17 protein-coding genes and 1 pseudogene are annotated in these 20,982 nt (G+C 53.7%); 9 read left to right on the top strand and 9 right to left on the bottom strand.

Annotation, left to right across the window (positions count from 1 at the left end):
* Positions 1-24: 24 nt before the first annotated feature.
* Positions 25-912, top strand: coding sequence for a pantoate--beta-alanine ligase (panC, locus tag R5268_RS16405; protein WP_218455090.1), 888 nt, complete (start codon positions 25-27; stop codon positions 910-912).
* Positions 913-1,073: 161 nt separating this feature from the next.
* Here panC and R5268_RS16410 read toward each other — a convergent pair.
* The 7 genes and pseudogenes from R5268_RS16410 to R5268_RS16440 all read right to left on the bottom strand — a co-directional run.
* Positions 1,074-2,222, bottom strand: a pseudogene (locus R5268_RS16410) (TolC family protein); the annotation flags it as partial.
* A 5-nt stretch (positions 2,223-2,227) separates the two neighbouring features.
* Positions 2,228-3,535 (bottom strand): HlyD family type I secretion periplasmic adaptor subunit, encoded by a 1,308-nt coding sequence (locus tag R5268_RS16415; RefSeq protein ID WP_317419787.1) that lies wholly within the window; start codon positions 3,533-3,535, stop codon positions 2,228-2,230.
* Complete coding sequence (locus tag R5268_RS16420) at positions 3,525-5,231, bottom strand: type I secretion system permease/ATPase (protein ID WP_218455089.1); 1,707 nt, start codon at positions 5,229-5,231, stop codon at positions 3,525-3,527. The genes R5268_RS16415 and R5268_RS16420 overlap by 11 nt, the downstream gene beginning before the upstream one ends.
* Before the next feature lie 67 nt (positions 5,232-5,298).
* A complete protein-coding gene (locus R5268_RS16425) occupies positions 5,299-5,727 on the bottom strand; it encodes an AprI/Inh family metalloprotease inhibitor (RefSeq protein ID WP_218455088.1) in 429 nt (142 codons plus the stop codon).
* The gene (locus tag R5268_RS16430) at positions 5,702-7,156 is read right to left on the bottom strand and encodes a serralysin family metalloprotease (protein WP_317419789.1); all 1,455 of its coding nucleotides are present in this window, start codon (positions 7,154-7,156) and stop codon (positions 5,702-5,704) included. The genes R5268_RS16425 and R5268_RS16430 overlap by 26 nt, the downstream gene beginning before the upstream one ends.
* Before the next feature lie 295 nt (positions 7,157-7,451).
* A complete protein-coding gene (locus R5268_RS16435; RefSeq protein ID WP_046895097.1) occupies positions 7,452-8,222 on the bottom strand; it encodes an ABC transporter permease in 771 nt (256 codons plus the stop codon).
* Positions 8,219-9,145 carry an ABC transporter ATP-binding protein gene (locus tag R5268_RS16440; RefSeq protein WP_046895096.1) on the bottom strand — a complete coding sequence of 309 codons (927 nt, stop codon included), beginning with the start codon at positions 9,143-9,145 and terminating at the stop codon, positions 8,219-8,221. The genes R5268_RS16435 and R5268_RS16440 overlap by 4 nt, the downstream gene beginning before the upstream one ends.
* A 184-nt stretch (positions 9,146-9,329) precedes the next feature.
* Here R5268_RS16440 and can point away from each other — a divergent pair, with 184 nt between their 5' ends.
* Positions 9,330-9,989, top strand: coding sequence for a carbonate dehydratase (gene can, locus R5268_RS16445; RefSeq protein ID WP_025154028.1), 660 nt, complete (start codon positions 9,330-9,332; stop codon positions 9,987-9,989).
* A gap of 58 nt (positions 9,990-10,047) precedes the next feature.
* On the opposite strand, the gene hpt is transcribed toward can, so the two are convergent.
* Positions 10,048-10,587 carry a hypoxanthine phosphoribosyltransferase gene (gene hpt, locus R5268_RS16450; protein ID WP_171819759.1) on the bottom strand — a complete coding sequence of 180 codons (540 nt, stop codon included), beginning with the start codon at positions 10,585-10,587 and terminating at the stop codon, positions 10,048-10,050.
* Between the two features lie 151 nt (positions 10,588-10,738).
* Positions 10,739-12,346: a multicopper oxidase CueO gene (gene cueO, locus R5268_RS16455; RefSeq protein ID WP_317419790.1), complete on the bottom strand. Its 1,608-nt coding sequence runs from the start codon at positions 12,344-12,346 to the stop codon at positions 10,739-10,741.
* Between the two features lie 213 nt (positions 12,347-12,559).
* Between cueO and R5268_RS16460 the strand changes: the two genes are divergently transcribed.
* The 7 genes from R5268_RS16460 to fbpC all read left to right on the top strand — a co-directional run bounded on the left by R5268_RS16460 (position 12,560) and on the right by fbpC (position 20,943).
* Positions 12,560-12,904: a YacC family pilotin-like protein gene (locus R5268_RS16460; protein WP_046895378.1), complete on the top strand. Its 345-nt coding sequence runs from the start codon at positions 12,560-12,562 to the stop codon at positions 12,902-12,904.
* Positions 12,905-13,048: 144 nt separating this feature from the next.
* Positions 13,049-13,678 (top strand): response regulator transcription factor, encoded by a 630-nt coding sequence (locus tag R5268_RS16465; protein WP_317419791.1) that lies wholly within the window; start codon positions 13,049-13,051, stop codon positions 13,676-13,678.
* Positions 13,679-13,681: 3 nt separating this feature from the next.
* Positions 13,682-15,229 carry an MASE1 domain-containing protein gene (locus R5268_RS16470; RefSeq protein WP_317419792.1) on the top strand — a complete coding sequence of 516 codons (1,548 nt, stop codon included), beginning with the start codon at positions 13,682-13,684 and terminating at the stop codon, positions 15,227-15,229.
* Between the two features lie 86 nt (positions 15,230-15,315).
* Positions 15,316-16,647: an MFS transporter family glucose-6-phosphate receptor UhpC gene (gene uhpC / locus R5268_RS16475; RefSeq protein WP_046895381.1), complete on the top strand. Its 1,332-nt coding sequence runs from the start codon at positions 15,316-15,318 to the stop codon at positions 16,645-16,647.
* 14 nt (positions 16,648-16,661) lie between these two features.
* Positions 16,662-17,693, top strand: a complete 1,032-nt coding sequence (locus tag R5268_RS16480; RefSeq protein WP_046895382.1) for an ABC transporter substrate-binding protein — start codon at positions 16,662-16,664, stop codon at positions 17,691-17,693.
* Positions 17,694-17,798: 105 nt separating this feature from the next.
* Positions 17,799-19,877 (top strand): ABC transporter permease, encoded by a 2,079-nt coding sequence (locus R5268_RS16485; protein WP_218455083.1) that lies wholly within the window; start codon positions 17,799-17,801, stop codon positions 19,875-19,877.
* Positions 19,878-19,893: 16 nt separating this feature from the next.
* Positions 19,894-20,943, top strand: a complete 1,050-nt coding sequence (gene fbpC, locus R5268_RS16490; protein ID WP_317419793.1) for a ferric ABC transporter ATP-binding protein — start codon at positions 19,894-19,896, stop codon at positions 20,941-20,943.
* The last annotated feature ends 39 nt before the right edge of the window (positions 20,944-20,982 follow it).

Genomic DNA, 20,982 nt, shown 5'->3' on the forward strand with positions numbered 1-20,982 from the left:
ACAGACAGACAAAAGGAGACACTGATGCGGATTATTGAAACTGCGCTGATCCTGCGCAAAGAGATTGCCCGTCTGCGGACTGACGGCAAACGTGTTGCGTTTATCCCGACAATGGGAAACCTGCACGAAGGCCACCTGGCACTGGTAAAAGAAGCCCGCGCACAGGCGGATATTGTCGTGGTGTCTGTTTTTGTTAACCCGCTTCAGTTCCCGCGGGAAGATGATTTGCAGCGTTACCCGCGCACACTCCAGGCAGACTGCGAAAAACTGAGCAAAGCTCAGGTGGATCTGGTGTATGCACCGGCGGTCAGTGATGTCTATCCTCACGGATTCACTCACCAGACTCAGGTGATTGTGCCGCCGCTGGTCAGTCAGTGTGATGAACCTCATCAGCGAACCCGCCTGCGCGGAATCGCCACCGTGATGTGCAAACTGTTCAACCTGGTTCAGCCGGATATTGTTTTCTTCGGCACCAATGACCATCCGCGTTTCCTGACAGTCCGCCGTCTGATCCGTGATCTGAATTATGACATTGCGCTGGCCGCGATCCCGACCGTCAGGGAAAAAACCGGGCTGGCACTCAGTTCCTGTAATTCCCTGCTGGGCAAAGAAGAGAAAGAGGCAGCACCGCGCCTGTATCAGGTGATGCAGACTCTGGCAGATATGATCCGTGAACGCCCGAGCGCCATTGCCGAAAGTCTGGATAATGCACGTGATGATCTGAGCCGTGCCGGATTCCGTGATATCAGCCTGGAGATCTGTGATGCTGATGATCTGGAGGCTGTGCGGGTCAACAGCGGACAGGCTGTGATCCTGGCTTCCGCCTGGCTGGGGAATATCCGCCTGATCGACTGCCTGCACGTCAATATGCCGAACCCGGCAGACAGTGATACATCGACTCCGTCACTGTAAATAGCGTTCAATCTGCCTGAAAAGCCCGGTTTCCGGCGTGCTGCTGTAATGATGCAGCCGGAACCAGGCCAAAAGCCCGTCATAGCGGGCTTTTGGCCTGGTTCCGCCTGATAATACTGCTCCCGGGCATTTGCCACATCCTGCTGACTTTTCTGTCCCGCTGAATACCCTTTTTCCGCTGCGGTTACCAACAGCCCGGCAGCAGCAGCAGCCTGCTCCAGCGCCGCCAGCTGGACACCGCTGTGACGGAATACCTGATACTGACGCCTCAGATCACGCAGGCGTGTCTGCACCAGCGCATCCTGATCATACTGTGACTGCTGAATCTGAGCAGATGCTTTCCGCATCCCTGCCATATCCTTTCCGCCGCTGAACAGCGGAACCGAAAGATGAAACCCGGCACTGAGATTCCTGTAACGCTGCCCCACCGTGTCACTGCTGTCTGACTGAGTATCGGACCAGGCCGCAAAGATCTGTGCTGACGGCATAAATGCCCCGCGCTGCACCTCTGCCGCGGCTTTGGCCAGTGCGGTTTCATGTTGTGCCGCTTTGATTTCCGGATGTACTGTCAGCATCTGCCGCTCCAGCGCGGCATAATCCGCTTCCTTCAGTTGCGGCAGCCGGAACGCCCCCGGTTTCAGTACCGGAACATCCTGCATCCGCAACTGCGGAAGGCCGGTGAGATCCGATAAGGTGAGCAGCGCATTCAGGCTTTCCGCCTCTGTTTCAGCAAGTTGAGCCTGACGCTGACGCAGACGGGCCCGGGCTGATTCCACCTCTGTCATCGTTCCTTCCCCGAGCTTTAAAAGACGCTGTGCGGCGGTCAGCTGCGAGTTGTCCAGCGCCAGCCGGAGCCGGTCTGTTTTCTGTATTTCCAGGGCACAGGCCAGATTCAGATAGGCCGATACCAGCCGGTTCATCAGCGCTGCCTGCTGTATCTGCAATCCGCTTTCTGCGGCTGTACCGCGTATCTGTGCCGCCCGGTACTGATGATATGCGGTGTAATCCAGCAGCGGCTGCGTGACGACCAGATTGAGAGAGTGGCTGCGGTAACGCCGCTGATCCGTCACCGGTGCCCGCTGTGTCAGCCGGTTATACGGCGTACTCTGATAACTCAGTCCGGCTGAGGGCAGAAGGTGTGATTTCCCGGCGTCAGCCTCCGCCTGTTCCGCCTCATAGGCCTTACCTGCCGCACGAAATGAGAGATCGTTTTCCAGCGCAGGCTGACGAAGTTCTGATAATGTCACCGCCTGCACAGCGGCGGACAGCAAACACAACAGCGCCGCGCAAAAAATATTTGCAGGATACATACCCGTCACTCCTCTGTCAGCGCGAAAAAAAGCCTGTCAGTCACCGGCTTAAACAGATAGCTGAGCAGAGATCGCTCCCCGGTGCGGATAAAAATCTCAGCGGGCATCCCGGGTTTGATCACCTGAGCGGCGGCCGTTTCCGGCACCGCGATCTGAATCTGATAATAAGGCTCACCGGTTGCCGGATTTGTCAGACGATCGGCGGAGATCATCGTCAGTTCGCCGCGTAGTTTGGGTGTCAGGTTCTGATTAAACGCGGTAAACAACAGATCGGCGGTCTGACCGGGAGCCACTTTATCTATCCACTGCGGTGATAATTTGCCTTCAATAATCAGCGTCTGCTGTTCCGGCACCACGGACATCAGTTTTTCCCCTGCCCGCACCACACCACCGGCCGTAAACACCGATACATCCATAATAGTGCCGGTCACCGGTGCGGTGATGACATGCTGATCCAGCCGGTCATTCTCAATAACCTGCTGTTTTTTCAGCTCACTGCGCTGCACTGACAGACGCGATAACTCCTCGCGGATCCCGCTGTGAAAAGCAGCCCGCCGCTGTGTGATCTGTTCTGACTGAGCGGCTTTCTCTTCTTCCGCACGGCTTATCTGTATCCGGGTATCATCCGCCTGATTGCGCAGTGCCGCGCTTTCCCGCACGATTTCCTGGTAGCGGTGGCGCGGCAGATATCCCTCATCAGCCAGCGATTTCAGATTTGCAGCCTGTGCTGTCAGGCTGTCTGACTGCTGAATGGTGCTGCGGATAATCTCCCGCAGGGTAATAAGCCGCCGCGTCAGCCCGTCAATCACAACCTGACGGGCCTGAATGTCACTCTCCAGCTCAAGCCGCCGGTCAGCCAGCAGTGCATTCTGTGCCTGCAATTGTGCCTGCTGATAGTCAGGCGGTGCATAAAATATGTCTTCCGCCGCCGGTGTAAATGCCTGTTCACCGCGCAGTTCGGCCTCCAGCCGCCGCTGTATCAGCAGCGTGCTGTCGAGCTGCCCGGCCAGTGACTCCGCCTGCGCCAGAGCCTGCACCGGACGCAGCCGCACCAGCACCTGATCTTTCTCCGCCCGCTGACCATTCTGTACATAAATATCAGCAATCACACCATCCGCCGGGGACTGCACCTGTTTGATATTACCGGCAACCACAACGGTTCCTGAGGCGGCAACACCCTGATCCAGCGGTGCAAATCCCGCCCACAACAAAAAACCGGCAAGACCGGCGGCAATAACAAAACATCCTGCCCGCTGATATCCGCGTGTGTCTGTTTTTACCCCCGGCTCCGCTGAAAGCAATTTAGTTATCATTATTTTTACCCGCCTGATGATTAAGTGTTTCAATGACCTTCTCTGTGGGGCCAAAAAGCTGCATCCGTCCGCCGGATAACAGCAGCAGTTTGTCTGTCACCGACAGCAGTGGTTTATGGTGAGTAATCAGAACGATTGTTTTTTTCTGTGCTTTCAGTGTATTAACAGCAGATATCAGCGCATTCAGCCCGGCATCATCCAGGGCGGCATTGGGTTCATCGAGGATGATCAGTGCCGGTGAGCCGTACAGCGCCCGTGCCAGCGCGATCCGCTGACGCTGGCCACCGGAAAGCCCGGTGCCGTCTGCGCCGGTCAGGGTTTCATATCCCTGCGGCAGTTGCAGGATCAATTCATGTACCTGTGCCAGTTGTGCCGCACGGATAATACTTTCCGGGTCCGCATCCGGGTCAAAACGGGCGATATTATCAGCGATTGTGCCGGGAAAAAGCGCAACTTCCTGGGGAAGATAACCGATATACTGCCCGGATACGGCTTTATCCTGCTGACAGAGATCTGCCCCGTCGAGCCGGACAGCTCCCCGCCCGGCAGGCCACAACCCGGCGAGTAATTTAGCCAGCGCGGATTTCCCGGCTCCGGACGGGCCGATAATCCCCAGCACGTCTCCCGGTCCGAGGCTGAAATGCAGATTGTGTAACAGCGGTACGTCACAGCCCGGATAACCCGCCTGCATCACGGAAACAGACAAATTCCCTGCCGGATGCGGCAGTGCCAGCTTCTGAGGCGGCTGCGGATGAGCCGCCAGCAGTGCCGCGAGCCGCTGATACGCCAGTCTGCCCTCTTTCGCGCTTTTCCACACTCCGGTGACCTGCTCAACCGGCGACAGCGCCCGTCCCAGCAGAATCGACCCGGCGATCATCATACCCGGTGAAATGGTATTATCCAGCGCCAGCCAGCCGCCCAGCCCCAGCATCAGGGATTGCAGGATCAGGCGGACGGTTTTGGTGATTGCCATAATTTTTGCTGAATAATCACTGGCCCGCGTCTGCTCATGCAAACTGCCGCAGTGGCGGTTCAGCCAGCGCTGACGCAGATGCTGCTGCATCCCCATCGCCTCTGCGGGCTCCGGATGGGCAAGATGGCTGCTCTGCATACCCTGTGCAGCGGCAGACAAGCGGTTCGCGGCGGTCAGCGGCGGCCCGGAAAGCCGTTCATTAAGCAGTGCAAGCGCTATCAGCACCGCTGCGCCGCCGCAGGCAAATACGCCCAGCCACGGATTAAACAGCGCGATCACCAGCAGATAAAGCGGGAACCAGGGCAGATCGAGAAAGGCAAAGATACCGTTACCGGTTATAAACCGGCGCAGGATCATCAGGTCGCTCTGTGCCTGCTGCGGCAGATGGCCCGCAGTACTGTGCAGTTTTGCCTGAAATGCCGAATCATAGACGCGCGTATTCAGTGCCAGATCAAACTGGTTGCTCATGCGGATCACCAGCATATTACGCAGATAATCCAGACCGCCGGTCAGTGCCAGCAATCCGGCCATCATCAGTGTCAGCATCAGCAGTGTCATTTCATTGCCCGAGGGCAAAACACGGTCGTACACCTGCAACATATACACAGACGGCACCAGCATCAGCAGATTAATCAGCGCACTGAATAATGCGAGTGAGATAAACAGGGATTTTCGGGCGGCAATAAATGCCGTAATGTCATTTCTGGTTTTCCCGGAAAGCATACACAGGGACTCCGCCCGGCATACCCGCCGGGATGTAAGATGATTTGTCATAGAATAAAGAGAACCGTTACTCTTTCAGAAGATATGCACCCTTTTCATGCCAGATTTCCGCACGGTAACGGCCGGGGGATTCGGCAGAAAAGAAATAACGGGTGGTGCCGTCTGATGTCACAAAAGCAATGCCGTCCGGTGCCGGACGCCAGGCTGATATTTGCGGCTGTCCCGGAAAATGCAGCTGAAATCCTTCCGCTGTTTTATCGGGAACACTCGTCAGCGTGACAGGTTGTGTCTGCCCGTCTTCCGTGAACTGCCAGTTACCCTGAAGTTCTTCAGCGGCGGGAATTCTCTGACTGACTGCCGTGCTCTGCCCTGATAACAGCAGCGAAAACAGTAATAATGAGGGTCTGCTGATTTGCATGGTGACTTCCTGAATGCTGCGGACGCCGCACCGGCCGCGCCCGCCTGCTGCGTTAAACGATAAAGTCAGTGTGAACATTCACCATACCGGTGATATCCACTTTAAAATCAGGCTGACACTGATTTCCGCTGACATTAATCAGCAGCTCTGTCAGATTCCGCCCGCCATCATACTGCACGACCGCTTCACCGGCCGCACCGCTGAATTTATCGGTGAAATAGATAAATTTTTCCCCGTCACGGTTCTGATTCAGCCCCTGTAAATCGATCATGTCCAGACCGGTTGAGAAATCACGGATATGATCCGGACGGTCATACAGAGAATCCGTCACTGCCGAGAATACAAAGATATCACTCCCGGTGCCGCCCCAGAGCTGATCCTGTCCCGCTCCGCCGTACAGCACATCATCCCCGCCGTTGCCCTTCAGGATGTTGTTCTCGTCGTTGCCGATGATCACATCATTTCCGCGCCCGCCAAACGCATTTTCAATCTTCACACCATGTGCGATTGACACATTTCCGGTCAGGCCGCCGACATCCGAAAAATCGCCTTCCCGCAGCGAAATTTTCTGATCCTGCTTATAACGGGAGAAATTCAGGGTGTCATTTCCGCCGCCGTCCCAGACGGTGAAAATAAGCTTATCTGAGGTACTTTTTGCAGAGTAGTAATCTCGCCCGGTATTGGAATCAAAGCCATAAACGGTGTCACCGGTACGGGTGTGATAATTTGCACCGTACAGTTTCTGAATCGCGGTAATATCATCCAGCAGCGGCGCGGAAGCGTAATAGCCTTTATGATCCGCGCCGGTGATTTTCTCACTCCAGTAGCTCATTACACTGTACTGGCGCGTGTCCTCCGCATAATCCGCGTCTTTGTAAGAAGGCACGCCCTGACCCGCGTTATAATTGCCGGGATGATTTAATCCCAGGGTATGACCAATCTCATGAGTAAACGTCAGACGCCCGTAGTTTCCGGCCACCGGTGTCACGTTCAGCGCTCCGGGCTCCGAGCTGTACCAGGACTGACCGGAAACATCAAAGCCGCGGGCATCTGTGTATGGCCGGCCATAGTTATCTGTGGTGTGCGGCAGCCAGGCATATGCCTGTGTATATTTATCACTGATATACCCGAAAGTGATATTGGTGTAAATCTCCCCTCTTCCGGCCTCGACTTCAGTAAATGTAATGTTTGCCACATCTGCCCAGGACTGTAATGATAAGCGTGCCTGGTCTTTCTGATACTCGTTGAATCCCCGTAAACCGGTATTTCCTGCCGCGTTATAATAAATCCCTTCCCACGTCGGGAATGAATAAGTCACTTCAGCAGACTGCCCGGTAATCCCGGCACCATTCCAGCCGGTATTCGTTCTGGCAATATAGTTTCCGGCCTCAAAGGCATCATATGAGATTTTGTTATTAATCAGGCGCCCGCCTCCCCGCCCCGGACTGCTCAATACCTCATCGATAAGCGTCCACCCGTCTTCTGTGCCGTATGCAGCGATACTCATAAAAATATCTCCGTATGTAATAATAAAACAGAATGAAATTTATCCTTAAACATCAGTTAACCGCCGGAATTCACCAGCCCGCACACGATAGACACATTAATTTAATTAATCTATTTGGTAAGGAATAAACGCATACTAATTCTGTGATTTGGCTTTGGCACCGGAGGGAACGGGAGAAGGTCTGTATTAATCAGGGATAAACCGAGGAAAAATAATTACATAGCGCAAGAAAATAATAAGGACAGATACAAAAAGCCCGGCAACAATGTGCCGGGCTGATTATCAGAATACCGGATCAGGTTCTCAGGCCGCGTCCTTTTTCAATCAGACGCCAGGTCAGCAGGTAGAACGCCGCAATAAACAGGCTCAGTACCCCGAGAGTGGTGGTCAGAGAGACATCACTGATACCGAGGAAACCATAACGGAATCCGCTGATCATATAGACAATCGGGTTCAGTTTGGACACCCCCTGCCAGAATGCCGGTAGCAGTGTCAGCGAATAAAACACCCCGCCAAGATAGGTCAGCGGCGTCAGGACGAACGTCGGGATTATGCTGATATCATCAAAGCTTTTCGCAAACAGCGCGTTAAGCAGCCCTGCCAGCGAGAACAGAACGGATGTCATCAGCAGGGTTGTGATGATCATAAACCAGGAGTGGATCTGTAACGGCACAAAGAACAGCGACACCAGCGTGACTAAAATTCCGACCAGCACACCGCGCGCCACCCCGCCGCCGACAAAACCGGCAATAATCACGTGCGTCGGCACCGGTGCCACCAGCAGTTCCTCAATGCTTTTCTGGAATTTTGCCCCGAAAAACGATGAGGATACGTTGGCATAGGAGTTAGTAATCACTGACATCATAATCAGGCCGGGTACGATAAACTGCATGTAACCGACACCGCCCATTTCACCAATCCGGTTACCGATAAGATTGCCGAAAATAATAAAATAGAGTGACATGGTGATCACCGGGGGGATCAGTGTCTGAACCCAAATCCGCATAAAACGGGTGATTTCTTTGCGCCAGATTGTTTTCAGCGCCACCCAGTACAGCGACATCATTTCGCAGCCTCCAAATCATGATTCACCAGATGCACAAATAACTCCTCCAGCCGGTTCGCTTTGTTACGCATACTGAGGATATCAATACCCTGCGCATTCAGCTGGGCAAAAACACCGTTCAGCCCCTGTCCGCGACGGACATCCACCTCCAGCGTTGAGGTGTCGGTCAGCCGGAAAGCATAGCCCTCAAGCTGCGGCAGCGGATTTTTCGATCCCAGATCGAGGATAAAGGTTTCAGATTCCAGTTTGCCGAGCAGCTCTTTCATACTGGTATTTTCCACCAGCTCACCGTGCTGGATAATCCCGATATTACGGCACAGCATTTCCGCTTCCTCGAGATAATGCGTGGTGAGAATAATCGTGGTGCCCTGTGCATTAAGGGTTTTGAGAAATCCCCACATCGAGCGGCGCAGTTCGATATCCACCCCGGCTGTCGGTTCATCGAGGATCAGCAATTTCGGCTGATGCATCAGAGCACGGGCAATCATCAGACGGCGCTTCATCCCGCCGGACAGACGCATCGCGCGCTCATCACGTTTCTCCCACAAATCCAGCTGCGTCAGATACGTTTTCGCACGCTCCTGCGCCAGTTTGTGCGGCACCCCGTAATAGCCGGCCTGCTGTAAAACGATCTGCAGTACCGTCTCAAACGGGTTAAAGTTAAACTCCTGCGGTACCAGGCCGAGCTGACGTTTGGCTAAAACCAGGTCGGTATCGATGTCATAACCGAACACGGAGACTTTTCCGCCGGTTTTATTCACCAGCGAGCTGATAATGCCGATAGTGGTGGATTTTCCCGCGCCGTTCGGACCCAGCAGGGCGTAAAAATCGCCGGCACTGACTTTCAGGTCGATTCCCCGTAAAGCCTGCACGCCTCCCGCATACTGCTTGGTTAATTGTGATATTTCCAGTGCATAGGTCATAACAGAAAAATACCTTTTTAATTTAGAAATTTGGGTGCAATATAAGCCGCAATAATACCTGCGAACCGAAATCGGTTCTTGACAATTCGTCTTCTTTACTGAAATTATTTAATAACAATTTATTAAAATTTAAATTTTTTATACAAGAGATTCTAGCGAAAGGATCTGCAACAGGCTATCCGTCATGATGAAAAAAATCGAAGAACTGTTTGCGCATAACAAACAGTGGTCCGAATCTGTAAATGAAAAAGATCCGGAGTTTTTCAAAGAGTTAGCACAGGCTCAAAAGCCCCGTTTTCTCTGGATCGGCTGCTCTGACAGCCGTGTTCCTGCCGAAAAACTGATCGACGCCGCACCGGGCGATCTGTTTGTGCACCGTAATGTGGCCAACCTTGTCATCCATACCGATCTGAACTGCCTGTCAGTTATCCAGTATGCCGTGGATGTGCTCCAGGTTGAACATATTATCGTCTGCGGTCACTACAACTGCGGCGGTATCCAGGCGGCCATTGAGGGCACCGAGCTGGGGCTTATCAATAACTGGTTACTGCATATCCGCGATATCTGGTATCAGCACAGCTCCCTGCTGGGCGAACTCGCACCGCAGGATCGCATCAACCGCCTGTGTGAACTGAACGTGGTGGAGCAGGTCTATAACCTGGGTCACTCGACGATTATGCAGGCAGCGTGGAAACGCGGCCAGCGTGTGATGATCCACGGCTGGATCTACGGGATTAACAACGGTCTGCTGCATGATCTGGATATCAGCTCTGACAGCCGCGAGAAAATGGAACTGGTTTACCGCCAGGCCGTCGCCAAACTCTCGAACATGCCGTCGTCCTGATCACTGTAAAAGCAAACGGCACCCGCAGGTGCCGTTTTTATATTCACAACCGGAAAAATTACTCTTCCAGCAGTGTCACATGACCGATATACGGCAGGTGGCGGTAGCTCTGGGCGTAGTCGATGCCGTAACCCACCACAAATTTGTCTTCAATTGCGTAGCCGACCCAGTTAACCGGAACATCCACCTCACGGCGGGACGGTTTATCCAGCAGAGTGCAGATAGCCACGGAGTTCGGGCCGCGCAGAGACAGAATGTCACGTACACGGTGTAATGTATTGCCGGAATCAATGATATCTTCCACGATCAGCACGTCTTTGCCGCGGATATCTTCGTCCAGGTCTTTGACAATTTTCACATCACGGGTGGACGAGGTGCCGCTGCCGTAACTGGATACCGTCATAAAATCGACTTCATGAGGAACATCAATTTTACGGCACAGGTCAGCCATAAAAATAAAAGATCCTTTCAGTAACCCGACTAAGACCAGCTCTTTGTTGCTGTGACGATAGTGTGCGGAAATTTCGCTGCCGAGATCGGCAACGCGCTGCTGGATCTCAGCTTCGGAGATCATTGTATCTAAGGTGTGTTTCTTCATGATTTTTGTCGTCAACGGTACGCTGTTTCAGTGGTTCGGCATTAAACCCGGTTTAATACCGGTCAGAAAGCGCGTTAGTTTAGCATACCACGGACAGATAAACAGTATCCGCGCCATGACTGACGCGGATTGTCACCGGGTAATTTTATATTCAGGCCGTGACAGTAAAGCCCGTCATCATACCGGTATCTTCATGTTCCAGCAGGTGACAGTGCGCCATAAACGGATGCGCATTAGTGGCCGGATGGTCAAATTTCACCAGTACTTCGCTGACATTGCCCTCGATCCTGACCATATCTTTCCAGCCCTGCCGGTGAGCCGCCGGTGTACGTCCGCCCTCACTGAGAATACGGAAACGGGTGCCGTGGATATGGAACGGGTGCAGCATCATGTCGCCGACGCCGGAGATAACCCAGCGCTCCGCCTGTCCCTGCCTCACATCAAATGCGCTTTCCGTCATGGAGAACGGAATACCGTTGATACTGTTGGCGTTCATCAGATCAACATCGCCGGAGCCGCAGTGACCGCCGCCGTTGTGCATACCACGGCTCATTCCTTTCATTCCGCCCATATGTCCGCCGCTCATATGGCCGCCGCCCATGTTGCCGTGCATGCCCATTCCGGCCATCGCCTGCGGGCCGTATTTATCGGTCAGCATCATCATGCCCTGCATATCAAGGCGCATATCCATCATCAGACGAAATTCACGTACCGGCAGGCGGGAGGTATCGATCAGAGCCGGCATCGCCGCCAGCACATCCGGCAGTTTGCCGCGCGCGGCATCGAGTGTCGGACGGATGGACAGCACCGGCAGCGCCTCATCAAACGGTGCCAGCGTCATTCCCATCTGACGTACCGGTAAGGTGACAATATCAAAGACTTTTCCGTCTGATGTATCCACCAGCACTTCAAAACGTTCTCCCGGCAGCATCGGCAGTTCCTGCACTTTTACCGGTTCGGCCAGCAGGCCGCCGTCACTGCCGATCACATACAGCGGACGTCCGTCACCGGCCGCCATCCGCAGACTGCGGGCATTACAGCCGTTGAGCAGACGCAGGCGCAGCCAGCCGCGCGGTGCCATATGCTGCGGGTAAACCGCACCGTTGGTCAGCATGGTGTCACCAAACCAGCCGACTGCGGCGGACATCACATCCAGCTGATAATCAATTTTACCGTCTGCGGTCAGGCGCTTATCCTGCAAGACCACCGGGATATCATCCGTTCCCCACTCACCCGGCAGGCCGGTTGATGCGGTATTATCATCTTCAATCAGCACCAGTCCGGCCAGTCCCATTGCGACCTGATGGCCGGTTTTGCCGTGGGTGTGCGGGTGGAACCAGCAGGTGGCTTCCGGCTGATCCGGCGTGAAACTGACCGTACGGGTACTGCCCGGGGCGATAATGGCCTGCGGGCCGCCATCCTGTTCACCACTGATTTCCAGGCCGTGCCAGTGGACGGTTGTCGCTTCCGGCAATTTATTGACGATATCCACCGTAACCGGCTTACCGCGCCGCAGTTTCAGCGCCGGGCCCAGCAGGTCGCCGTTATATCCCCAGGTTTGGGTGGTTTTTCCGGGAATAAACACCATCTGCCCCTGCTGAATATTCAGGGTGATTTTTTGTGCATTATCCGCCGTTAACAGCGGCGGAATGCCGAGTGCCGGACGTTCCTGCGCCGCAAAGGCAAACCGGCTCCATGCCGGCAGCATCGTGGCAGCACCTAAGAATGCGCTATATTTCAAAAAATCGCGTCGTTGCATGATATGCTTCCTTTATCATCAGTGGTGATATGCTATGACAAAATGATTGGGTTCTGTTATAGCGCAGGCTAAACCCTGCCCTAAGGGCAAGGTCAATGTATTACCTTTGCGGGAATAAGGTCTTTACATCTCTTTAGTCAGCGGATGCAATCTGCGACAAAACTATTAAAATCTTCACATAAACTGACAGGCGATACCGGTAAACTACTCACTATGAAACTATTCTTTCACGCTTTATTCAGCTGTGTCCTGCTGCTTTCCCTTCCCGCGAAAGCGCTGACGCCGTCACAGGCTGAGGACCTCGCCGGACTGACTGCGGTTTTTATTTATCTGAAAAATGATTGCGGTTATGAAGATCTGCCGAATTCCCGTATCGAAAAAGCGATCTTACTGTTTGCCAAAAGTAACCGCTGGGATATGAGCAATTATGATACCCGGCAGATGGCGGCAATGAATAAAGAGAACTATTTCGACATCAAACAGATAAAGCTGCCGGAAAACTACAAATGCACCGCACTGGCACGTGATTCACTGCCGTTGCTTGCTTATGTGAAATAATTTCCCTGCAACCGAATCGGTTAAGCGGTAAAAAAACAGCCGGAGAGCGGATTTCTGTATGAATATCCTCGATTATCACCCGCTATATTGATATAACCTCTGTCAATAATTGATCCCTCTCTGCTGATAATACGCTGTCCGGACATGATAAAAATAGTGCTCATCGATGACCATATAGTTGTGCGATCCGGTTTCGCTCAGCTCCTGACACTGGAGCCGGATATCACTATCGCCGGACAATATGCCAGTGCAGCGGAAGCCTGGCCTGAACTGAGCCGTCCGGATATTGATGTGGTGATCATGGATATTTCCATGCCGGATGAAAACGGATTACAGCTGCTCGCCCGTCTGCGCGGGCGCAAAACCACGTTCCGTACCATTATCCTCAGTATTTATGATACCCCCGCCTTTGTGCAGAGTGCGCTGGATGCCGGTGCCGGTGCTTATCTCACCAAGCGCTGCGGCCCGGAAGAACTGGTGCAGGCGGTGCGTTCCGTGCATCAGGGCGGCTGCTATCTGTGTGCGGATGCCATGCGCGCACTGCGCCAGTCACCACCGGAAAACCGTGCGCTGGAAGAACTGACCCCGCGTGAGCGTGAGGTATTTGATCTGCTGGTGGCCGGGATTAGTGTGCGGGCTATTGCGGATAAACTGGCGCTCAGCCATAAAACCGTGCATGTCCACCGCGCCAATGTGCTGGGTAAACTTCAGTGTGAAAACACAATTGATCTGGTTCATTTTGCCCTGGCGCATCACCTGATCGCAGGGCAATAAGCCATGAGGCGCGGCGCTCGTCTGCTGTTACAGTCGGTGTTTCTGCTGTTTACCTATTCACTGACCTGGATAGGTCTGTGGATCATCGGTTTTTATCTCAGTCAGAACAGTGTGTTATCCGCGTTTTTTCTGCCGGAAGGCTTGCGGCTGGCGCTGATGATCCTGCTGTGGCGGCGTTTCTGGCCGAGCCTGTTGCTGGCGGAGCTGCTGCTGAATATCTGGCTGGCGCAGGAACAGTTGCTGTCGCAGCCGGTGATCCTGCTGTCGCCGCTGCTGAGCCTTATCAGCGCCTTTATTATCCAGACCACCTGGTGGCGCTACACCCTTTACTGGCAGCGGCTGTTACTGCTGATCGCCGGTGTCGGTATCAACAGTCTGCTGCACACCCTGGTGTTCAGCCTGCTGACCCCGCTGAGCGTCAGCCAGATTTTCCTCACCACGCTGACCGGCGGTATTCTGCTGACCCCGTTCGTCTATCTGATCTATGAATACCTCCATGAACAGCATTTCCGCCTGATCCTGGATTACGGCACACCTGATCCGCAGCTGCGCACCTCATTACTGATGTGGTGTTTTCTGTTTTGCCTGGCCGGGCTCAGCGCCCAGATCTTTTTTACCCCGGAAATTGAGCGCCTGCTGGTGCTGCTGGTCTTTATCCCCAATGTCTTTATGGCATACCGCTACGGCTGGCAGGGCGGTGTGCTCTCCGCTCTGCTCGGCAGTCTGATTATCACTTTTGCCCGCCAGTTTAACGGCGCATTTGCTGATTTGCAGGAATTACAGATGTTTATGAGCACCCAGGCGCTGATTGGTATCGGCCTCGGGATTGCCATCAGCCGTCAGCAGCAGTTGTCACGTAATTTACAGCGCTACCGCGAACGGCTGGAGCAGGAGTTACAGGCACGGCGGGATCTGATGCAGCAACTGGTGCACACGGAAGAGGATGTCAAAAAAGCCATTGCCCGTGAGCTGCATGATGAAATCGGCCAGAACATCACGGCAATTCAGATCCAGTCGATGCTGGTCAGAAAAACCGCACCAGATCCGCAAAGCAGCCGTGCGGCAGCACAAATCAATGACCTGGCACAGAAAATTCACCAGTCCACCCGCCAGCTGCTGCGTGAACTGCGCCCGCCGGTACTCAGTGAAATGTCTCTCGAAAATGCACTGCGCCATCTGATTACGGAATTTGCTTTCGGCGAAAACGGTATTCAGTGTGAGTTTCATTACGAACTGGAACAACAGCCGGAAAATGAAACGGTGCTGTTCACTCTGTACCGGCTGGTGCAGGAATTGTTAAATAATATCAGTAAGCATGCCGGTGCCACCCATATCCTCATCATCCTGAAACAGCAACGTGACACGATACAGCTTCATGTCTCTGATAACGGCATCGGTATCCCGGAGAGCAAACGCCGCGGTGGCTTTGGTCTGCGCGGTATTGAGGAGCGTGTCCGGGCGCTCGGCGGTGACTGGACACTGACCACCGCCGGCGGAACCCGGATTATTGTTAACCTGCCCACATTTTCTGATGAAAATCACGAAAACTAAGACTTATTCTTAGTCATCTACTACCTTCTCTCATCCTTTTTGTTGACAGATTGATTACATTTGCAGCCGGAACGGAAAATAACATAATGGCCGGAAAACAGACCGAAACCATGGATAAAACCTATCAATTCTGGCGCAACAAACTGATGCTATCGATGATAATCGGTTACGCCACGTTTTATCTGACCCGGAAGAGCTTCAACTTTGTGATGCCGGTGATGCAGACCGAACTGCATCTCGATAAAAGTGATATCGGTCTGATAGCGACCGCGTTTTATCTGAGCTACGGTCTGTCAAAATTTGTATCGGGTATTTTCCATGATATCACCGGTTACCGCTGGTTTATGGGGGCCGGACTGTTTATGACCGGTGTGCTGAATATTGTGTTCGCCTGGTGCCTGTCATTCCCTGCTCTGCTGATTGTCTGGACACTGAACGGATTTTTTCAGGGCTGGGGCTGGCCGCCGTGTGCCCGCATTCTGACACACTGGTATTCACGCAACGAACGCGGCTTCTGGTGGGGATTATGGAATATCTCCATCAATCTCAGCGGTATTACCCTGCCGCTGCTGACCGCCTGGCTGGCGACCCGTTACAGCTGGCAGACTGCCCTGATAGTTCCCGGTATTATCGGGATGGTCACCGGCCTGTGGCTGTGCGGCCGGTTGCACGGCACGCCGCAGGAGGAAGGATTACCGTCTGTCGGACAATGGCGGCATGACCCGTCAGAGCTGCGTCAGGAGCAGTTATCCCCGCCGCTGCCGATGCGGGTGATCCTGAAAGAGACAATTTTATGTAACCGGATGATCTGGTTACTCGGTTTTTCCTACATTCTCGTTTATCTCATCCGGATGGCGATCAATGACTGGGGAAACCTGTGGTTATCCGAAACACACGGCAGCAATCTGCTCAGTGCCAACGCGACGCTGTCACTGTTTGAACTGGGTGGTTTGCTGGGTGCGGTCTGTGCGGGCTGGGGATCGGATATTTTATTCCGTGGTCAGCGCGCCCCGATGATTCTGCTGTTTTCCCTCGGCCTGTTTATTGCTGTCAGCGCCCTGTGGTTAATACCGATTCATCATTACGGACTGCTGGCGGTGTGTTTCTTCAGTACCGGCTTCTTTGTATTCGGGCCGCAAATGTTAATCGGACTGGCGGCGACAGAATATTGCCATAAAAAAGCCGCCGGTACGGTAACGGGTTACCTGGGTCTTTACGCCTACTTAGGGGCGGCAATGGCCGGGTGGCCGCTCGCGCAGGTCATGGCACATTACGGCTGGCAGGGCATGTTTACCCTGCTGACCAGTGCCGCGGCACTGACGGGATTACTGCTGATGCCGCTGCTGATAGCCAATGTCAGCAAGCGGGAACATCTGGCAGGCTCTGTTTCACTCTCCGGTGACAGAACCCTACAATAAGGAATAAACTTATAATGAAACTCAAGACTCTCTCTGCTCTCGCCGCTGCCGGTTTATCGCTGGCTGCTGTTACCACATCCGCAAATGCCGCCGGTCGTCTGGTGGTTTACTGCAGTGCGACCAACGCCATGTGTGAAGCGGAAACACAGGCTTTCGCCAAAAAATATGATGTGAAAACCACATTTGTCCGTAACGGTTCCGGCAGCACCCTGGCCAAAATCGAAGCTGAAAAACGCAACCCGCAGGCTGACGTCTGGTACGGCGGCACATTAGATCCGCATTCACAGGCGGGTGAGATGGATCTGCTGGAAGCGTACAAATCCCCGAATTTAGATCAGATCATGCCGCAGTTCCGCGACCCGGCCAAACGCAAAGGCAACTACTCCTCTGCGGTTTATGTCGGCATCTTAGGTTTCGGTGTGAACAAAGACCGTCTGAAAGAGAAAGGCCTGCCAATCCCGACCTGCTGGAAAGATCTGACCAAGCCGGAATATAAAGGCGAAATCCAGATTGCTGACCCGCAGAGCTCCGGAACTGCTTACACCGCGCTGGCGACATTTGACCAGCTGTGGGGCACCGATCAGGCATTCGATTACCTGAAAAAACTCAACAGTAATATCTCCCAGTACACCAAATCCGGTATTGCCCCGGCGCGTAACGCCGCCCGTGGTGAATCCGCTATCGGTATCGGTTTCCTGCACGACTATTCTCTGGAAGTGGAAAACGGCGCGCCGCTGGAGTTAATTTCACCGTGTGAAGGCACCGGTTATGAGATCGGCGGCATCAGTATCCTGAAAAATGCCCGCAATATGGACAACGCCAAACTGTTCGTTGATTTCGTACTGTCCAAAGAAGCCCAGGAAATCAGCTGGAAAGAGGGTAAATCTTACCAGATCCTGACCAATACCACGGCGGAATCCTCGCCGATGTCACTGAAACTCTCTGATCTGAAACTGATCAACTACGATATGGATAAATACGGCGATGCAGATACCCGTAAGAATCTGATCAACAAGTGGGTCACCGAAGTCAAAATGAGTAAGTAATGTTGTCCGCCGCGCGGTGTCCTGCCGCGCGGCGTTATTTTAATTATAATTATTATATTGTTCTGACTCATTCGCCCGGATGAGAATGAGCAAGGGAGTGTCTTTATGTCTCAGACCCTGACTCTGTCTTCAAAACAGGGACGGGATTCCATCTTCTTATGGCTGCTGATCGCGTGGCTGGGCTTTGCCCTGCTGCCGTCCTGGAGCCTTGATTATGGTTTAACCGACTCCACACCAGATGAAATTTTTGCCGCTTACGGCTGGAACGGGCTGAATGTCAGCTGGCTCTGGTATCTTCTGCCGTCAGTGCTGTTTTTCCGTTCGCTGACACCGGCATCCCGCGACCAGCGGGGACGTCACTATACCGATATCGCTGTTGCCGTTCTGACGGCGGTGGTGGCGGTTGTCAGCGCTGTATGGGAAGGAAAAGGCCTGGGCTATTCCGCTATCGTGCTGTTTATCTCACTCGGCATGATTATGACACTCGCCCTTAAGCGCCTGGAATGGCTGGGCGGTGACCAGTTTGTTATCGGCTCGCTGATTGCGGTGGTCGGGCTGATTGCGCTGTTTATTGTGTTCCCGAGTGTCGCGATTTTTATTCCGATGTTCACCGACAATAACGGGGATTTTGCACCGTTTGCGTTTGTGTCGATTCTCACACAGTCCCATATTGTGCAGGTCATCTGGAACTCCGTGATGCTTTCGCTGGCGGTGGGTGCGGGCTGTACGTTCTTCGGACTGATTCTGGCGATTTATACCAGCCGTATCGCAAAACGCTCGGCGGTTATCGGCCGCGTGTTCTCCATCCTGCCGATTGTCACTCCGCCGTTTATTGTCGGCCTGGGTGTCACCCTGATGATGGGGCGTTCCGGTTATGTGACCGAATTCCTCGCTGCCTATGCGGGGCTGGAAAACACCAACTGGCTGTACGGCTTTACCGGGATCTGGCTGGCACAGGTGCTCGCCTTTACCCCGATGTCCTTTATGATCCTCGACGGTGCCATCAAAACCATTCACCCGTCGCTGGAAGAAGCGTCTTACACCCTGCGTGCCAATCGTTTCCAGACGTTCTTTAATGTCTTTATGCCGCTGCTGAAACCGGCGCTGGCCAACGCATTCCTGATCGTGATTGTACAATCCCTGGCAGACTTCAGTAACCCGCTGGTACTCGGCGGTAACTTTGACGTGCTCGCCACCCAGATCTATTTCTATATCACCGGTTCCCAGCTCGATTATCAGGCCGCCAGTACCCTCGGTGCGTCCCTGCTGGTCTTCTCGCTGCTGGTGTTCTGTGTGCAGTATATGTGGATCGGTAAACGCTCTTATGTCACGGTGTCCGGTAAATCGTACCGCGGGGATGTCCAGCCGCTGCCTGCCGCGCTGGTCGCTTTTGTTACCACTTTCCTCGCTATCTGGGTCATCTTCAACCTGGTACTGTACGGCAGTATTTTCTACGGCAGTTTCACCGTGAACTGGGGCGTGGATTACACCTTAACCCTGGATAACTTTATCAAGCTGTTCGGTCAGGGCATGAATGACGGCGCATGGCCTTCACTGCTCGACACCCTGCTCTACGCCGGGATCGCCGCACCGATCACTGCCGTGCTCGGTCTGCTGATCGCCTACATTGTGGTGCGCCAGGAATTCCGCGGCAAAAAGACCATCGAATTTACCACGATGCTCTGCTTCGCAGTGCCGGGTACGGTGGCGGGTGTGTCTTACATCCTCGCCTTTAACGATTCCCCGTTCTATTTAACCGGAACCGCGGCAATCGTGATTATCTCCATGACGATGCGAAATGTGCCGGTCGGTATCCGCGCCGGTATCGCCGGTCTGGGACAAATCGACAAATCCCTCGACGAGGCGTCACTCAGCCTGCGTGCCGGTTCAATGCGGACGATTTTCCACATCCTGCTGCCGCTGCTGCGTCCGGCGATCCTGTCTGCGCTGATTTACAGCTTTGTCCGCGCCATCACCACGGTCAGTGCCATTGTGTTCCTCGTGACACCGGATACCCGTGTGGCCACCGCCTATATTCTGAACCGCGTAGAAGACGGCGAGTACGGTGTGGCGATTGCCTATGGCTCAATCCTGATCGTCGTGATGCTGGCGATTATTTTCCTGTTCGACTTTTTGATTGGCGAAGCCCGTGTTTCACGTTCCAAAGCCAAAAATGCACAGTAATCATGGGGTAACCGACATGACACAACAAAGTTTTGTTGAATTAAAAAATGTGACTAAACGCTTTGGCACCAATACGGTCATCGACGATTTAAGTCTTTCTATTCCGGCGGGCAGTATGGTCACCCTGCTCGGTCCGTCCGGCTGCGGGAAAACTACCGTGCTGCGTCTGGTGGCCGGGCTGGAAAAGCCGACCGAAGGCAAAATGTTTATCGATGGCGAAGATGTCACAGACCGTTCCATCCAGCAGCGTGATATCTGTATGGTGTTCCAGTCTTACGCGCTGTTCCCGCATATGTCCCTCGGCGATAACGTCGGCTACGGGCTGAAAATGCTGGGACGCCCGAAGGCAGAAATTAAAGAGCGCGTGGAAGAGGCGCTGGAACTGGTGGATCTGGCCGGGTTCGGCGATCGCTTTGTCGATCAGATCTCCGGCGGACAGCAGCAGCGCGTCGCCCTGGCCCGTGCGCTGATCCTCAAACCGAAAGTGCTGTTATTTGATGAGCCGCTGAGTAACCTCGACGCCAACCTGCGCCGCAGCATGCGGGAAAAAATCCGTGAATTGCAGCAGCAGTTCAATATCACGTCCCTGTATGTGACCCACGATCAGAGCGAGGCCTTTGCGGTCTCGGATATGGTGCTGGTGATGAATAAGGGGAAAATCATGCAGCTGGGCTCACCGCAGGAGTTGTACCGTCAGCCGGCCTCAAAATTTATGGCAAGCTTTATGGGTGACGCCAATATCTTCCCGGCCACACTGACCGGTGATGCCGTTGAGATTTTCAGCTATCGCCTGCCGCGTCCGCCGCAGTTTGTCACGGAAAAAACCAATGTCACCGTGGGCGTGCGTCCGGAAGCCATTACTCTCAGTTTACAGGGTGATGAGAGCCAGCGCTGTACCGTATCTCACGTGGCATATATGGGGCCGCAGTATGAGGTGACCGTCGACTGGCACGGACAATCTATGCTGTTACAGATTAACGCCACACAATTACAGCCGTCTGTCGGCGACAGCCTGTTCCTGCAAATCCACCCTTACGGTATGTTTATTCTGCCGGAAGAGCAGTAATTTTCCGATGAATGCAAAACCGCCTCCGTAAAAAGAGGC

Source organism: Morganella sp. BCCO 40_0007, from assembly GCF_032989665.1.
In the GTDB taxonomy this organism is placed as follows: Bacteria; Pseudomonadota; Gammaproteobacteria; order Enterobacterales; family Enterobacteriaceae; genus Morganella; species Morganella sibonii.

Excerpts from the sequence above, each read along its gene's own strand:
- panC (WP_218455090.1), top strand. The coding sequence starts at position 25 with ATGCGGATTATTGAAACTGCGCTGATCCTGCGCAAAGAGATTGCCCGT.
- R5268_RS16415 (WP_317419787.1), bottom strand. The coding sequence starts at position 3,535 with ATGATAACTAAATTGCTTTCAGCGGAGCCGGGGGTAAAAACAGACACA.
- R5268_RS16420 (WP_218455089.1), bottom strand. The coding sequence starts at position 5,231 with ATGCTTTCCGGGAAAACCAGAAATGACATTACGGCATTTATTGCCGCC.
- R5268_RS16425 (WP_218455088.1), bottom strand. The coding sequence starts at position 5,727 with ATGTTCACACTGACTTTATCGTTTAACGCAGCAGGCGGGCGCGGCCGG.
- R5268_RS16430 (WP_317419789.1), bottom strand. The coding sequence starts at position 7,156 with ATGAGTATCGCTGCATACGGCACAGAAGACGGGTGGACGCTTATCGAT.
- R5268_RS16435 (WP_046895097.1), bottom strand. The coding sequence starts at position 8,222 with ATGATGTCGCTGTACTGGGTGGCGCTGAAAACAATCTGGCGCAAAGAA.
- R5268_RS16440 (WP_046895096.1), bottom strand. The coding sequence starts at position 9,145 with ATGACCTATGCACTGGAAATATCACAATTAACCAAGCAGTATGCGGGA.
- can (WP_025154028.1), top strand. The coding sequence starts at position 9,330 with ATGATGAAAAAAATCGAAGAACTGTTTGCGCATAACAAACAGTGGTCC.
- hpt (WP_171819759.1), bottom strand. The coding sequence starts at position 10,587 with ATGAAGAAACACACCTTAGATACAATGATCTCCGAAGCTGAGATCCAG.
- cueO (WP_317419790.1), bottom strand. The coding sequence starts at position 12,346 with ATGCAACGACGCGATTTTTTGAAATATAGCGCATTCTTAGGTGCTGCC.
- R5268_RS16460 (WP_046895378.1), top strand. The coding sequence starts at position 12,560 with ATGAAACTATTCTTTCACGCTTTATTCAGCTGTGTCCTGCTGCTTTCC.
- R5268_RS16465 (WP_317419791.1), top strand. The coding sequence starts at position 13,049 with ATGATAAAAATAGTGCTCATCGATGACCATATAGTTGTGCGATCCGGT.
- R5268_RS16470 (WP_317419792.1), top strand. The coding sequence starts at position 13,682 with ATGAGGCGCGGCGCTCGTCTGCTGTTACAGTCGGTGTTTCTGCTGTTT.
- uhpC (WP_046895381.1), top strand. The coding sequence starts at position 15,316 with ATGGCCGGAAAACAGACCGAAACCATGGATAAAACCTATCAATTCTGG.
- R5268_RS16480 (WP_046895382.1), top strand. The coding sequence starts at position 16,662 with ATGAAACTCAAGACTCTCTCTGCTCTCGCCGCTGCCGGTTTATCGCTG.
- R5268_RS16485 (WP_218455083.1), top strand. The coding sequence starts at position 17,799 with ATGTCTCAGACCCTGACTCTGTCTTCAAAACAGGGACGGGATTCCATC.
- fbpC (WP_317419793.1), top strand. The coding sequence starts at position 19,894 with ATGACACAACAAAGTTTTGTTGAATTAAAAAATGTGACTAAACGCTTT.